14 protein-coding genes are annotated in these 16,215 nt (G+C 27.0%); 10 read left to right on the forward strand and 4 right to left on the reverse strand.

Annotated elements, in window-relative coordinates; translation table 11 throughout:
* The first annotated feature begins 127 nt into the window (after positions 1-127).
* The 8 genes from MTX53_RS04940 to MTX53_RS04975 all read left to right on the forward strand — a co-directional run bounded on the left by MTX53_RS04940 (position 128) and on the right by MTX53_RS04975 (position 8,844).
* A complete protein-coding gene (locus MTX53_RS04940; protein ID WP_244835138.1) occupies positions 128-880 on the forward strand; it encodes an AzlC family ABC transporter permease in 753 nt (250 codons plus the stop codon).
* Positions 870-1,175: an AzlD domain-containing protein gene (locus MTX53_RS04945; protein ID WP_244835140.1), complete on the forward strand. Its 306-nt coding sequence runs from the start codon at positions 870-872 to the stop codon at positions 1,173-1,175. The genes MTX53_RS04940 and MTX53_RS04945 overlap by 11 nt, the downstream gene beginning before the upstream one ends.
* Positions 1,176-1,296: 121 nt before the next feature.
* The gene (locus MTX53_RS04950; RefSeq protein ID WP_244835142.1) at positions 1,297-2,151 is read left to right on the forward strand and encodes an SIR2 family protein; all 855 of its coding nucleotides are present in this window, start codon (positions 1,297-1,299) and stop codon (positions 2,149-2,151) included.
* 259 nt (positions 2,152-2,410) lie between these two features.
* On the forward strand, positions 2,411-2,974 hold the full coding sequence (locus MTX53_RS04955; protein ID WP_244835144.1) for an AAA family ATPase: 564 nt from the start codon (positions 2,411-2,413) through the stop codon (positions 2,972-2,974).
* A 131-nt stretch (positions 2,975-3,105) separates the two neighbouring features.
* Positions 3,106-3,702: an ECF transporter S component gene (locus MTX53_RS04960; RefSeq protein WP_244835146.1), complete on the forward strand. Its 597-nt coding sequence runs from the start codon at positions 3,106-3,108 to the stop codon at positions 3,700-3,702.
* A 175-nt stretch (positions 3,703-3,877) separates the two neighbouring features.
* Entirely contained in the window at positions 3,878-5,083 is a 1,206-nt protein-coding gene (gene fliB / locus MTX53_RS04965; RefSeq protein WP_348521803.1) for a flagellin lysine-N-methylase, read from the forward strand.
* Positions 5,084-5,357: 274 nt separating this feature from the next.
* On the forward strand, positions 5,358-6,266 hold the full coding sequence (locus MTX53_RS04970) for a chemotaxis protein (protein ID WP_244835148.1): 909 nt from the start codon (positions 5,358-5,360) through the stop codon (positions 6,264-6,266).
* Positions 6,267-6,297: 31 nt separating this feature from the next.
* The gene (locus tag MTX53_RS04975; RefSeq protein ID WP_244835150.1) at positions 6,298-8,844 is read left to right on the forward strand and encodes a bifunctional diguanylate cyclase/phosphodiesterase; all 2,547 of its coding nucleotides are present in this window, start codon (positions 6,298-6,300) and stop codon (positions 8,842-8,844) included.
* A 10-nt stretch (positions 8,845-8,854) separates the two neighbouring features.
* Here MTX53_RS04975 and MTX53_RS04980 read toward each other — a convergent pair whose 3' ends face one another.
* The 3 genes from MTX53_RS04980 to bioB are packed head-to-tail and all read right to left on the reverse strand — an operon-like array spanning position 8,855 to position 10,605.
* Positions 8,855-9,031 (reverse strand): hypothetical protein, encoded by a 177-nt coding sequence (locus tag MTX53_RS04980; RefSeq protein ID WP_244835152.1) that lies wholly within the window; start codon positions 9,029-9,031, stop codon positions 8,855-8,857.
* A 50-nt stretch (positions 9,032-9,081) separates the two neighbouring features.
* Positions 9,082-9,627 (reverse strand): biotin transporter BioY, encoded by a 546-nt coding sequence (locus MTX53_RS04985; protein ID WP_244835154.1) that lies wholly within the window; start codon positions 9,625-9,627, stop codon positions 9,082-9,084.
* A gap of 24 nt (positions 9,628-9,651) precedes the next feature.
* Positions 9,652-10,605 carry a biotin synthase BioB gene (gene bioB, locus MTX53_RS04990; protein ID WP_244835460.1) on the reverse strand — a complete coding sequence of 318 codons (954 nt, stop codon included), beginning with the start codon at positions 10,603-10,605 and terminating at the stop codon, positions 9,652-9,654.
* Positions 10,606-10,818: 213 nt separating this feature from the next.
* Between bioB and MTX53_RS04995 the strand changes: the two genes are divergently transcribed.
* A complete protein-coding gene (locus MTX53_RS04995) occupies positions 10,819-12,711 on the forward strand; it encodes an alpha-amylase family glycosyl hydrolase (protein WP_244835156.1) in 1,893 nt (630 codons plus the stop codon).
* 132 nt (positions 12,712-12,843) lie between these two features.
* Entirely contained in the window at positions 12,844-14,268 is a 1,425-nt protein-coding gene (locus MTX53_RS05000; protein ID WP_244835157.1) for a L,D-transpeptidase family protein, read from the forward strand.
* Between the two features lie 193 nt (positions 14,269-14,461).
* On the opposite strand, the gene MTX53_RS05005 is transcribed toward MTX53_RS05000, so the two are convergent.
* A complete protein-coding gene (locus MTX53_RS05005) occupies positions 14,462-16,087 on the reverse strand; it encodes an N-acetylmuramoyl-L-alanine amidase (RefSeq protein WP_244835158.1) in 1,626 nt (541 codons plus the stop codon).
* Positions 16,088-16,215: the final 128 nt, after the last annotated feature.

Consider the following 16,215-nt stretch of genomic DNA (forward strand, 5'->3'; position numbering starts at 1 on the left):
CACAATCCTTTAAGTATAATAAGATAATCTAATAAAAGCATTATAAGAATTAATTTAACTAATGTCAATTTAGATGATAAAATAAGACGTAAATAATTTATTTTTATTAATGAAATGAGGTTAAAATATGAAAAGTAATAAGAATAATTTTCTTGAAGGACTTCATGATGCGGTTCCTATAGCAATGGGATATTTTGCAGTGTCATTTACGCTTGGAATAGCTTTAAAAAAAGCAGGAATTACAGTATTTGAATCTGGAATAATGTCCGCATCTAACTGTACTTCAGCAGGCGAATTCGCAGCAATTGATATTATTAAGAATAATTCTTCATATATGGAAATTGCATTTATAGAACTTATTATTAATATAAGATATCTTTTAATGTCATGTGCATTATCTCAAAAATTAGAGAAAGGAATTGCATCTATTCATAGAATTTTTCTTCCATTTTGTATAACAGATGAGATATTTGGGATCTCAATTTTAAGAAATGGACGATTAAGTCCTTTTTATAGTTATGGAGCAATATCAATAGCTCTTCCAGCATGGACACTTGGGACAACCTCAGGGGTAATATGTGGACAGATTCTCCCACTTAGAGTAGTAAGCTGTTTAAGTATTGCACTATATGGAATGTTTATAGCAGTTATAATACCGACTGCAAAAAGAGAAAAGTCAGTATTGTATGTTGTAATAGTTTCAATGGTCTTAAGTTTTCTATTTGCATATATGCCATATGTAAAAAATATTTCATCAGGCACTAGAATTTTAGCTTTAACTATAATAATATCATTTGCTGCAGCAATTATACATCCTATAGCAGATAAAGAAAAAGACGAAGAAAAGTATGAAAAAGGGGAAATATTAAATGAAGCATAATATTTACATATATATTTTTATAATGGCACTAGTTACATACATTATAAGAGCACTTCCGTTAACACTTATTAGGAAAGATATAAATAATAAGACTTTTAGATCATTTTTGTATTATGTTCCGTATGTAACACTTTCAGTAATGACTTTTCCAGCAATACTTTCTGCAACAAATAGTATGATTTCTGGATTTTGTGGATTTATTTGTGCGCTTATTTTAGCCTTTAGAGGAAAAAGTTTATTTCAAATATCTTTAGGTGCATGTATATGTGTATTTTTTATAGAACTTTTTATATAAAAATATAATTTACGCAAATAAGTTAATATAATTGGATAAAATAATTAATAGTATATTTTAGGACTTTTATTTTAGTGTGAGTCTTTTTAAGTATTATATTTAAATTTTAGAAGGTGCATATATGGAATTTTATGATATGATTGACGAGATTAATGAATCTTTAAAAAATGAAAAACTTGTAATTTTTGTAGGAGCAGGTGTTTCAAAGAATTCAGGTATACCAACATGGGGACAGATGGTTAGGACATTTGCAAAAAAGATAGGATATCCTGATATAAAACTTACAACAAATGACTACATAAAAATACCACAGTATTTTTATGTAGTTGATAAATCAGAAAATCACACAGAATATTATAAGACTTTAAAGGAAATCGTTGATATCAATTGTGAACCTAATATTATTAATAAGCTAATATACAAAATTCATCCAAAGTATATAGTTACAACTAATTATGATAAACTTATGGATAAAGTTTCAACTGATTATGAAATAATAAAAAAAGATAAAGATCTTTTAAAGACTAAAGGAAATAATTATCTTATAAAAATGCATGGAGATGTGGATTATATAAGAGAAATAGTTTTTAAGGAAGACGACTATCTTCAATATTCAGAAACGCATAGACTTATGGAGATATTTATAAAATCACTTTTAATTGATCATATATTTTTATTTATTGGGTATTCATTAAATGATTATAATTTAAATACTTTTGTAAGCTGGATAGATTTTATAGCTAAAGAAATGAAAGTAAAAGAATCTATGCATAAAAATTTCTTTTTATCAAGTAGTATTCAAGCGGGAAAAGAATATTTAAAAACTTATTATGAGAGTAAAGGACTTCAAGTAATCGATATGTTCAATCTTCCAAAGAATGTGGAAAATGAAGTAAAAAAAATAAAACTTAAAGATGAGATAGGAAGAAGAACGTTTGCAGTCCTTAAGCTTTTAGATATAAAAAATAATTTATAGAAGCTTTTTATTATATAAATAAAATTAATAAAAATGCATATATTAGTTATGAGGATAATATGATTCATATTTTATTAATAAATGTTCCTATATTAGAATAAAAGACAAATTTTTTTGTTTAATTTTATATATTTTAGAATTTACCCTTTATTTTTAGTGTGAAAATGAATTATAATAGATTATGTTAGAGTGTATGCATTTTGTATATTTGTATATCTTATCTTATTAAAATAAATTGTACGGAGAGATGAAGAATATTATGAAAAGATTAATTTTAGTTACATCACCACCAGCTTGTGGTAAAACTTTTATATCAAAAGAAATATCTAAAGCACTTAAACCTATTGTATATCTTGATAAAGATACCTTAATTGGTTTATCTAATCAAGTTTTTAAAGTCGCAGGAGAAGAAAACAATAGAAGTTCTGATTTCTTTGAAAAATATATAAGAAATACTGAATATGAAGTAGTTATTGCTCTTGCAATGGAAGCGCTTGACTATTGTGATACAGTACTTATAAATGCACCATTTACAAGAGAAATAAGAGATCTTGATTATATGGATAAATTCAAAAAGAAATTAGCAGAAAAAGACTGTAAGCTTGTTTTAATTTGGGTTGAAACAGATAAAGAAGTATGTCATCAGAGAATGATTGAACGTAATTCATCAAGAGATACTTGGAAACTTGCAAACTGGGATGAATATATATCAAAATGTAATTTTGAAAAACCAGTTGGAATTCCAGAACTTAGAGTATTCAAGAATTCATCTATGGAAGAGTTTAATGAATCTATGGCTCAGCTTGTTAAAGACTTTAAATAATAAAAAAAGACTTGCGTTAAAATGCAGGTCTTTTTTTATTTACGTTACAAATAGTATCGATACAATTGCTATAAAATGTATCGAATGATATAATAATCCTCGTTATAATAATTAAGGGGGTTATTTATTAAATGAATAATATGAATATTAAACTTAAAAAAATAGTTTTAACTGGTCTTTTTGCAGCACTTGCATTTGTATCATTTACTTTTTTTCAAATAAAGATACCAGTTCCTGGAGGAGATGCTACATCGATTCATATAGGAAATGCATTTTGTGTTTTAGCTGCACTTATTCTTGGAGGATTCTATGGGGGACTTTCAGGAGCTATAGGACTTACAATATCTGATATGCTTGATCCTGTATACATACTTGGAGCACCTAAAACATTTGTTTTAAAATTTTGTATAGGACTTATTACAGGAATTGTTGCCCATAAGATAGCTAAAATAAATGAAAGTAGTGATAAAAATTATATTTTTAAATGGAGTGTTATAGCATCAATAAGTGGACTTGCATTTAACGTTATTTTTGATCCACTTGTTGGATATTTTTACAAGCAGTATGTATTAGGACAGCCTCAAAATGCTGCAAAGATACTTGCTAAGATAAATGGAATTGCGACATTAATAAATGCTATTATTTCAGTAATTCTTGTTGCAATTATTTATAATGTGTTAAGACCAACACTTGAAAAAGTAGGTATGATATTAAAAGATAACAAGTAGATTTGAGATCTAATAAAAGGACAATTAGCGTTTATGTTAATTGTCCTTTTTCCATATAAATATACAAAATTTATTAATAAACAAAGAAAAATATGTTAAAATATCATTGATTTAATGAAATGTATTATACGCAAAATTATTAAATATAATTAATAACTAAAGAGGTGCTAAAATTTTGAAGAAGGTAATAGAATACCCTGAATATGTTGAAAAATTTAAATGTATAGGAGGCAGCTGTGAAGACAGTTGTTGTATTGGCTGGGATGTTGATATAGATAAAAGCACATTTAAAAGCTATTTTAAAGTAAAAAATGAAGAAATGAAAAATAAGTTCTGTAAGTATGTTCATAATAATACTGAGTTTGAAAATAAAGACATTGATTATGGAAAGATGAAATTACTAAAAGGAAAAAGATGTCCTTTTTTAGACGACAATAATTACTGCATTATATTTTCTAAAGTAGGAGAAGAATACTTATCAAATGTATGTACATTTTTTCCAAGAACATTAAATAAAATAGAAGAAAATTATGAAATAAGTCTAGACGTCTCATGCCCTGAAGCATCAAGACTCGTACTTTTAAATGAAGATGGAATAAAATTTAAAAAAGAAAAGATGAATCTTAATAAATATATTTTATCGTGTGATATAAACTTTAATGGAAAAAAAGATACAAATATAGAATACTTAATGAAAGCTAGAAAAAAGAGCATTGAAATAATACAAAAAAGGGAATTTACTTTAAGAGAAAGACTCATATTTTTAGGTGATTTTTTAGAAAAACTTGAAGATACATTAGAAAATAATATATTAAATACTGATAATTTCATTGATACATATAGTATAAAAAATATTAAAGGATATAGTTTAAATGATAAAAATTATATAATGCAAGTAGTCTTTTATAAAAATTTAATAGAATTTTTAGATGTAGATAATGAAGTTGACAGCAAGAAATTTATAGAAAATACTGAAAATGCATTAAAAGGATTTAAAATAAATAAAGATAGTAATATAACTAAGGATTCTGTAGAGTATGTAGAATATTTTAAAGAATATCAAAAGAATTTTCTCTGCAGTAGAGAATATATATTTGAAAACTATATAGTTAATTTTATGTATCAGAATTTATTCCCATTTTCTGAGACAGAGTCTCCGCTTGATGGTTATGTAATGCTTATATTAAGAGTATCTCTTATGAGATTTTATCTTACAGGGTTATTCTTATATAATAAACAGGAATCAGACGATAATATCGTTAAATTTATTCAAAACTTTTCAAAAACTTTGGAACATCATAAAACATATTTAATAGATATTTTAACTTACATAAAGGATAAAGAGTTTGATAATATAGAATTTATAAAGAGCTTAATTTAAAATGTTTTTTTATGATATATATAACATTTAAAATAGGGAAGCGTATTTTTCGCTATCCCTTACATAAGGATAATAAATTTTAACAGCATAGTATACAATATAATTAAATAGTATAGAAAATATTACTAAAAAATGATATAATATATATATGATATATATAGGTTTTATAATATCATTTAAAATATTAATGAAATCTGAAAACAATTACATATAAAATTTAAATAAAAAAATATATAATTTAATTAGGACGATGAATATACTAGGGGGAGATAAAATGGAGAATGAAATACTATTAGAATCTGGAACTGGAGAGTTAGAAATAATAGATTTTTTAGTGAATGGTAACAGATATTCAATAAATGTTGTAAAAGTAAAAGAAGTTATTGAGATGCCTTATGATACTTTAACAAGACTTCCTGATCCAAAGCCTGAAATTGCAGGACTAATTTTATGCAGAGATCAGATCCTTACATTAATTGATTTAAAGTATATTTTATCAAAGAAACATACAGAAAAATTAGGTGCAAAGGTAATTATATGTGAATTTAACAGGGTAAAGGTAGCATTTAATATTGATGATATAGTTGCAGTAAATAGAATTAAGTGTGAAGAAATAAGAAAACCAGATGATTTATCAGAAAACAGTCTTGCTGTTGGGAATATATTAATTGATGGTAAGGTATCTATAATGCTTGACTTTGAAAAAATTGTCACTGATATTTGTCCATCTTCTGGAATTAGTGAAGACAGACTTGTAAAAGTAGAGTATAAAGATAGATCAAATATAAAATTATTGTTAGCTGATGATTCTGCACTAATACGTAAATTATTAAAAGATACTTTAATAAAAGCTGGATTTAAAAATATGACAGTTTTTGATGATGGTAAGCAGGCTTATAATTATTTATTAGAGCTTAAAGAAAATAAAAAAGAAAACTTTACAGATGATGCTGAGCTTTTAATTACTGATATTGAAATGCCTCAGATGGATGGACTTACATTAACAAGAAAGATAAAGGAAGATCCTATTTTAGGAAAACTTCCAGTTGTTATATTCTCATCTCTTATTACTGATGAGCTAAGACATAAAGGTGAATCAGTTAAGGCTGATGCACAGTTAAGTAAGCCAGATGTAGAAAAGCTTGTTAATGTAATTGATAAATTACTTGAGAATAAAAGATGAATTTAAAGCTTGTTTAGGGGAAGTATGCTTTATGGATAAAAATCGTGGTAAAGAAAAAATTGAGAATCTTCTTTCACAATTTAGTAATAAAAATTTAATGATTAAGTTAATGAATACATATGATATAATATATGAACTTAACATAAATGAAGATAAGTATAGATTATTTAAAATTAATCCTGAGAATAACTTAAGAATCAGACAAAATGGTTCATATAATGAATTTATTTTACGTTTGATTAAAAGAGCATCAGAAGATTGTGATAAAAAGGTAATAAAAGATAATCTTTCATTTGAACATTTAAAATATAAACTTGAGATGAATAATTACTCTTATTGTGAAGCACATATATCAAATAGGGATACAAAAAAATGCTTTTTGTATTCATTTTTAAACATAAGATTATTAAATAATGGTCATATAACTTCTATATGTTTTGTAAAAAACTTAAGCAGTGTAAAAGAAAATAGCGATAGTATTTTGAGTTATTCAAAACAGCTGAATTTTATTTTAAAAAAATCATATTCATTTATTTTATCTGTAGATATAAATAAAAAAACATATTATTATCAAAATTTTGATAACAATATCAACATAGATAGTGTTAAAAATAAATTGGCTTACGATGATTTTATTATTTATATGGCTGAAAAGACAGTTTATGCAGATGATAGAGACATATTTTATGATACATTAAAAATGAAAAATATAGAGATGCATTTTTCAAATACTAAAAATGAGATGAATTTTAATTATAGAGCTATTAAAGGTAAAAGCGGATATATATGGAAAACTGCAACGTGCATTTTAATTCCAAGTTCTTCTAAAGATAAGAAAATTATATTTATATTAAGCAAAAATATCGATGATATATATACAAAAAACTTTTTAAATAACTGTATAGATGAAAATAGAAAAGATGATATTTTTGTAGAAAATAAAGATTTGGTTATTTTTGAACAGGATTATGTTGAAAATAAAGGATATATAATTCAGCAGGGAAATAATAGGTTCCCTATAAAACAAACAAGCAATAATATAATTTATGATATATTAAATTCAGGTGTTATATGCGAAGCAGATCTTGATAATTTTACTAGAGTTTTAAGAGGAAGTTTAACTGATAATAATGATAATCAAGTAATCTGTAGAATAAGAAATGTATTTGGAATTTATGAATGGTGCATGGTATGCTTTATTTATGTTAAAGATATGGACGGAAAAATATTAAAACTCATTGGAACATTAAAAGACATGCATGAATCTATGGACAGATATAGAGGTCTTAAATTTAAAACAGAATGTGATTTATTAACTGGTCTTGCAAATTCAGAGCAGTTTACAACAAAAGTTAAAGAAGTTTTGAGGAAAAGACTTCCTGAGACATATGCTATAATTTCCTTTGACATTAATAATTTTAAAGTTATTAATGAGTTATATGGAATGGAAATGGGAAATCAAGTACTTATCTTTGTGGCAAAGATTTTAGATGATATTTTAGGTGATGATAAAATAGTAGCAAGATTTTCAAATGATTTCTTCTATATATTTACAGACTATGATAAAGAGGATGAACTCGTAAATTTAGTAGAAACAATTGCAAAAAGACTTCATGACTTTAGCAGCAAATTTACTATAACAGTTTCTTTTGGAATTTATAAGATTACTAATTTGAAACATGAAATAAGTGGAATGTGCGACAGAGCTAATCTTGCCAAAAAAGAAATTAAAGGTAATATAGTTCATTTATACTCGTTTTATGATGCAACAATAAGAACAAAAATATTAGAAGATAGAGATATAGAAAATAAAATGGAGAATGCTTTAAAAAGTAATCAATTTTTAATGTATCTTCAGCCTAAATATAATATTGAAAGTTCAGAAATAATTGGAGCAGAAGCATTAGTACGATGGAATGATCCTGAAAAAGGATTAGTATATCCATATAAATTCATACCATTATTTGAGAAAAATGGTTTTGTAGTAAATGTAGATAGATTTATATGGGAACAGGCATGTAAAACAATAAGAAATTGGATTGATATGGGATATAAGCCTGTTCCTATTTCGGTTAATGTATCAAGGCTTCATATATACAATACAAAATTTATTGCATTTGTTAAAGGATTGCTTAAAAAGTATGATATATCTACAAATCTTTTAGAACTTGAAGTTACTGAGAGTGCTCTTTTTGAGAAACAGGATGAATTTAACAAAGTTCTTTCAAAATTGAAAGAAGAAGGATTTGTTCTTGAAATGGACGATTTTGGATCTGGTTATTCGTCACTTAATATGCTTAAAGACTCACCTGTTGATGTTGTAAAGATTGATAGAGAGTTCTTAAATGAAGTCATGGAAAGCAAAAGAGGAAAGAGTATAATATCACACACAATATCTATGATAAATGATATAGGGCTTAGAGTAGTTGCTGAAGGGGTAGAAAATAAATTACAGGCAGACTTCTTACTAAATTGTGGATGCAATATTGCACAAGGGTATTATTATTCAAAGCCTATTACGGTATCAGAATTTGAAAAGAAGCTTAAAAAAACAAAAAATAATGCTACATTTTTGTAGCATTATTTTTCTACTCATTTAAAAGTTTTTTTAATTTATTTTGAGTAAGCCATAATTTTTTTTGTTTCCTATTTAATGATACCATTTTATTTTTTATGTTTTTATTTTTATCTATCATATCTTTGTAATATGAATCTGCAATATTTAATGCGTCTTGTATAACAATAAGCTCGTCATTTGTAAACATAACTGCATCTCCTTTAAAGTAATGTTATATTTACTTTATTTTAACACATCTTATATTAAATTTAAAAGTTCTAATCTTTTTCTTACTTTAATTCCTACAATTGATGCGACAATGATTTTTATTAAATCGCCTGGAATAAATGGAAATACACCCATAACAAGAGCTTTATTAAAAGACAGTTTAAGCTGCATAGAAAGCCATGCTGTACCAAATAAATAGCATACTGCAGTACCAAGAATCATTCCAATAATACAAATATAAATTTTATTTTCAAATTTTTCAATAAATAGTCCTGATATAAATGCCATAAATAAGAATCCAATAAGATATCCACCTGTTGGTCCAGCTATGCCTGAAAGTCCACCTGAGAAACCTGCGAATACAGGAAGTCCTATAGACCCAATTAAAAGGTAAATAAGAACACTTAGAGTACTTTTTTTTGCACCTAAAATACATGCACTAAAATATATTGCAAGATTTGCAAATGAAATTGGTGTAGGGGTAAAGGGAAGAGGTATTGAGAAAGGTGCTGCTACACATATTAAAGCAGTTAAAACACCTATAATTGTAATGTTTTTTACTTTTGAATCGTTCATAATAATATAAATCTCCTTTTTCATTTAATAATTTTCTAAATCTTTAAACATTTTTTTATCATCTTGAATTTTATTTCCTGATGCAGTCAGCATATCTCCAACTATTGCAGCATTTGCCCCAGATAAAAATGCCATTTTGCCATTCTTTTTCATAGTATTTCTTCCAGCTGCAAGTCTTATTTCGCTTTCAGGGTTTATAAATCGTATTATTGCAATAGAACGTATAATTTCTTCATCACTTAATACTTTTTGGTTTTGAAGAGGAGTTCCTTTAACTGGAATGAGTGCGTTTATAGGGATAGAATTAACTTTAAGCTCTGATAGACAAAGAGCCATGTCAATTCTGTCCTCAATTGTTTCACCCATACCAATTATTCCTCCACAGCATACTTCAAGACCGGCTTTCTTAGCATTTTTTATAGTTTGCAGCTTGTCTTTAAAAGAATGGGTTGTACATATTTTGCTGAAAAAATTTTCTGATGTTTCTATATTTTCATGAATTCTTTTTACACCACATTCTTTTAGTTTTAAAAATTGCTCATATGATAGTAAACCATGAGAGGCACATAGATTAATAGAACAGTTTTTATGTAAATAGGTATATGTTTCTAAAGCTTTTTTAAAATCACTATAATTTAATGTTTTGCCAGAAGTAACAATTGAATACCAATTGATCCCAATATTAGCTTTAGCTTTACAGTCTTTAAGTATCATTTCTTTATCAATAAATGAAGAAACTTTTACATTTGTATGGTTAAAAGCTGATTGAGAACAGTATTTGCAGTCTTCACTACATCCTCCACTTTTTCCACTTATAATAGAACATAAATCTATTTTATTACCACAAAAATGCTTTCTTAATTCATTAGCTGCACAAATGAGCTCTTCTGTATTTGAATTTACTAGTATTTTAAAATCATCTCCACGCTTTAACCTATATCCATCTATGATTTTTTTTGAAAGAGTACTAAGCACAATAAAATTCACCACCTAAAATTAAATTATTTCCAAGATGTAGTATAAAGTAATATAAGAATATTGTCAACTCTGATATAAAAATAAGTTTACAATAAGGGCTAATTTTAATGGTTAGCATAATTGTGTTAGTATATGCCCAAATTATAGTAGAAAAAAAGTTATAAAGTTTTATAATAAAAATATAATTAACTTTACTTTATGGAGGAGAGATATATGAAAAATTGGTTAAATAGCTTATATTCAGATGGTTCTAAATATTTTGTAAGTAATCCTTTACCTAAAAAAGGTGAAGAAATTACTATAAAAATTAGAACTTTTAGTGATGCACCTATAGATGGAATATTTTTAAGAACAAAACTAAATGGTGTTGAACGATTATTTGAAATGAAGGACAAAGAAATTAAAGATGGGTTATGTTATTATTCATGTAAAGTAACATGCTATGAAGATATGCTTCATTATCATTTTTATATACTTACAAAAGATAAAATTTATTATTACACACAGATGAATATAACTGATTATATGCCAGATGAAACATATGATTTTAAGATTTTATATAATTATGATCAGCCACAGTGGGTAAAAAATGCAGTATTTTATCAAATTTTTCCAGAAAGATTTTGCAATGGAAATAAAGAAAATGATGTAAAAACAGGAGAATATAAATTTGATGGATACGAGGCAACTAAAGTAGATGATTGGGATAAAGCTCCAGAAAATTATGAAAAAGCACATTGCCTTGATTTTTATGGAGGAGATCTTGAAGGAATAATACAGAAGATACCTTATCTTAAAGAGCTTGGAGTAACTGCTTTATATTTAAATCCTATATTCTATGCGGCAACTGTTCATAAGTATGATTGTCTTGATTATTTTCATGTAGATCCACATTTTGGAGGAGATGAAGCTTTAGCTGAACTTTCAAAAAAACTTCATGAAAATGGAATGAAACTTATTATTGATGTTTCAATAAATCATACAGGAACTGCAAATAAATGGTTTAATAAAGAAGGCATTTTCTTCGATAAAAGCGTAGGAGCATATAATAACAAAGATTCAAAAGAAAGAAAATACTATTTCTTTAATAATGATAATACTTATAAAGCATGGTTTGATGTAGAAACTCTGCCAACTTTAAATTATACATCACAGGAACTTAGAGATGTAATTTTTGCATCAGAGGATTCTTTAGTAAAGAAGTGGCTAAAACCTCCATATAATATAGATGGATGGAGATTTGATGTTGCGGATATAATGGCAAGAAATGATGAAATTCAGCTTCATCATGTTATTTGGCCAAAAATCAGAAAAAGTATAAAAGAAGTTAATAAAGATGCATATGTTTTAGCAGAAGATTGGTGCGATCAGGCGGAATTTTTAAAAGGAAACGAATGGGATTCTGCAATGAATTACTATGGATTTGGAAGACCAGTTAGATGTTTTGTTGGTGAAAGCGATCTTCATCAGAGAAATAATGAAAAACTTTTAAAACATGCTAAAAAAGATAATGCAAGAATGTTTTCTTCAAGAATTAAAGAACATTTATTTAAACTTCCATTTACAATTTGGCAGAATCAATTCAATTTATTTGATAGCCACGATACACCAAGACTTCATAATAATAAAGATATAAGCTTTAATGACTATAGAGCAGCTGTTATTATGCTATTTACAATGGTTGGAGCAGCAGATATGTATTATGGAGATGAAGCTTCAATAGATGGAAGAATAGATGAAACAGAGGGATGCAGATATCCTATGCCATGGAGTAAAAATTATACTGATTCTGAGACATTTAAACTTTATAAAAATCTTGCACATCTTAAAACATCAGAAGAAGCATTATCTGATGGAGGATTTAAAATACTTTCTGATGATGATTATGTTTTCTCTTTCGCAAGATTTACCCAAGAGGATTTATTCATTGTAATATGTTCTACAGATGATGAAGAAAGAAAAGTAAAAATAGATACAAGAATATTTGGAAAAGAAGCAAGTAAGATAGAAAAAGATATACTAAATACTAAGATAAGTTCTGATGTTCAAGATGGAAATTTAGTAGTGTCAGTACAGCCCCATACAAGCTATTTATTGAAGTTATAGAAATAAATAGAATAATATAAAATAATATATAAAATGTTAATTATTTTAATTATCAGATAATTTAAAATAGTTAACATTTTTTATTTTATTTTGTTATAATAATAGAAGTGAAGAAAGGGGTTAGTTTTTAAAATGAAGATGCAAACCAGAATGAACAGAAATGCAAAAAAAACTAATAAAGCAAAAAAATCAAATGCTATAACAGCAGGTATAGGATTATTAATTGCAGTATATCTAGGAATGTCTCTGTTTTTTATTAATCATTTCTATTTTGGAACTAAAATAGATGAAATTAATGTAACAGGAAAGACAGTGCCGGAGGCCTCAGATTTATTAAAAGATAAGATAGCATCGTACAAGCTTGCTATTAAAGAAAGAGGTGGAGAAACGGAAGATATAGTAGCATCTGATATTGACCTTAATCTTGCTGATGATGGAATTAAAAAAATTGAAAGCCTTAAAAATAATCAGCATGCTTTTGCATGGCCAATAGCTTTATTTAGTAAAAAAAATAGGACAGAATCAAGTCTTGTTGAGCTTGATGAAGATAAATTAGAAGATACAGTTGATAATTTGTCATGTGTCACAAATGAAGATGTTCAAAAACCTCAAAATGCTTCTCTTGAATATGATTCTGATGGAAAATATAAAATAGTAGATGAAGTTTTAGGGAATCAGATAGATAAATCTGAATTAATTGAATCTATTAAAGATACAGTTTTAAAAGGAAATTCAACATTAGATATTACATCTAGTTCGAGTTATGTTGCACCTAAATATACAAAAGATAGTAGTGAAATAAAAGATGCTAAGGATACAATGGAAAAATACGTGTCTTCTAAAATTACATATACTATTGGTGATAAAAAGATAACTGCAGATGCTGATGAAATAAAAGATTTTTTGAAACTTGATGAAAATTGTGAAGTGACTTTTGATAAAAATAATGTAAAAAAGTTTGTAAATACAATTTCATCTGCTGCGAATACTTATGCCAAAACAAGAAAGTTTAAGACTACAGATGGAAATGAAATAAGTGTAGTTGGTGGTAATTATGGATGGATTGTAAATAAGAGTCAGCAAATAGAGAGCTTAATTGATGACATAAAAAAAGGAGAAGAAACTGAAAAGGAGCCAGAATATTCACAAAAAGCATTTTCTCATGATGAAAATGATATAGGAAATACTTATGTTGAACTAGATTTATCAAAACAGCACTTATGGTTTTATAAAGATGGAACGCTTATAACTGAAGGTGATGTTGTTACAGGAAATGTAAGTAGAGATTTTGGAACGCCTGAAGGAACATATATATTAAATTACAAAGAGAGAAATGCAACATTAAAAGGAGAAAATTACGAATCAAAAGTTACATTTTGGATGCCATTTAATAGTAATATAGGAATTCATGATGCAAGCTGGCGATCAGAATTTGGAGGAGATATTTATAAGACAAGTGGCTCTCATGGCTGCGTAAACTCACCTTATGAACTTGCACAAGCTGTGTTTGAAAGCATAGAACCTGGAACTGCAATAGTTGTATATAGTGAGGAATAGATAGAAAATGTAAATAGAAACAACGAAATTTTATATAAAATTGGATGTATCAAAATAAAGTAGATACTATCCAATAAAAAAGGCGGATTCATAAATTGAATTCGTCTTTTTTGAGTATAGTATTGATATGAAAAAAGAGAACATATCAAAATAATTTTTAATGATATTGATATGTTCTCTTTTTAAAAGTAATTTAAATATTTCTTGAAATTACATCTACAATTGCACTAGCAATTTTTTCTTCGTAAGAATCATCTGACAGATTCCTTGCTTCATATTCGTTTGATATAAAGCCACATTCAACTAAAACAGATGCCATATATGTATTTTTTAATACATATAAACTATTACTTTGTTTTGGACCTCTATTATATTCTCCTGTATTATCTGAAATAGCTTTTGATAATTCATATGCTAGCTTGTAGCTTAAACCACCATGAGCTGCTGAATTATAACTATTAAAGTGAACTTCAACTCCATGTGCTGAAGGAGTTGCTTTATTTTGATGAATGCTTACAAATAAATAAGCATTGTTATTATTAGCTATGCTTACTTTTGATTTTAAACTTTCTGATAATGAGACTACTGGGTGATCATTATCTGTTCTTGTCATGATTACATTGTATCCTTTATTTCTTAAAAGGTATGTAATTTTATCTGCAATTTTTAAATTCAAGTCTGTTTCTGAATAGGTAACACCATTAATTGTAGATTCTGCACCATAATCTCCACCATAATTATGACCTGGATCTATTACAATAATTTTTTGCATGCTTTTGTCTTTAGATCTTCCGTGAATGTCTATTTTACAATTATCAATTATTGTATCTTTGGCCATTTTACCTGAATCAGGATATAAATAATAACATCCGTCGTTTAACGATATCCATCCAGTTTTCATTGCTCCGCTTCCATCGAAGAAATACCAATCACCATCTATAGGATACCAGTCTGTTAACATTTTACCATCGTCATATAGATAGTATCTATTTCCATTATAAGTTATCCAGCCTGTCTGCATTTTACCATTTTTATCAAAATAATACCATGTATTATTTATATCACGCCATCCTGTAATACAAATATTATTTTGATAAAAATACCAAATATCATTTTCTTTTTTCCATCCATTTTTTGCAGAAGCAGAATAAGTATTAGCACTATTCTGACTGTAAGATGGTTCTACAGGTGTAGAATAAGATGTACTTGAAGAATATGATATATTGCTGTACGACAATAAAGAATTATAAAGGTTTACTATTTTTTGGCCATATTCAGGTGATGGAGCCCATTTGCCTCCAAGTGAATTTACAGTAACAGCTACACCTTTTATTGTTATAAAATGTCTCGGATCATATGTATTATATCTAGGATATCCTGATGCACCTGCATATAATGCAATATGATCTAAATGAGCTTGTACACCTTGATCCCATGTTGAAAATCGTTGGTGTGCATTAGGATCATAATTACCACCTCCCGTAGACGTTTTAAGACCACAAGGATTGTGATATGAAGAATCAATTACTCCTCCAAAATTTCCAAAGCCTGTTTCTAAAGCAGATTGAATGTATGCAATTGCTGGATTTACATTCCCATGATCTGGAGCATACTCATAGTAAAGATCTGCTAAGCTTACAAATTCTGAAGTTGCATTGTTTGATTTTGCCCATTGTTTTGCCTGATCTGCAGTTACAGTTGTGCTAGAAATTATATTATAATCTGAATAAGCATAAACAGGTAGTGCTTTCATGAAAAAAACAACAGCTAAAGTGAAAATAAAAATGAAAAAATGTTTTGTTATTTTTGTTATTTCCAAATAATAACTCCTCCTTTAAATCGAAATATTTCCCTATTTATATTACCAAATTAATGCATCATAATCAAATTATATATGAAATTCCTTCATATTATATAAAATAGATTTTAATTTAATGTTGTATTAAA

It is taken from the genome of Clostridium sp. BJN0001 (genome assembly GCF_022869825.1).
Lineage (GTDB): Bacteria > Bacillota > Clostridia > Clostridiales > Clostridiaceae > Clostridium.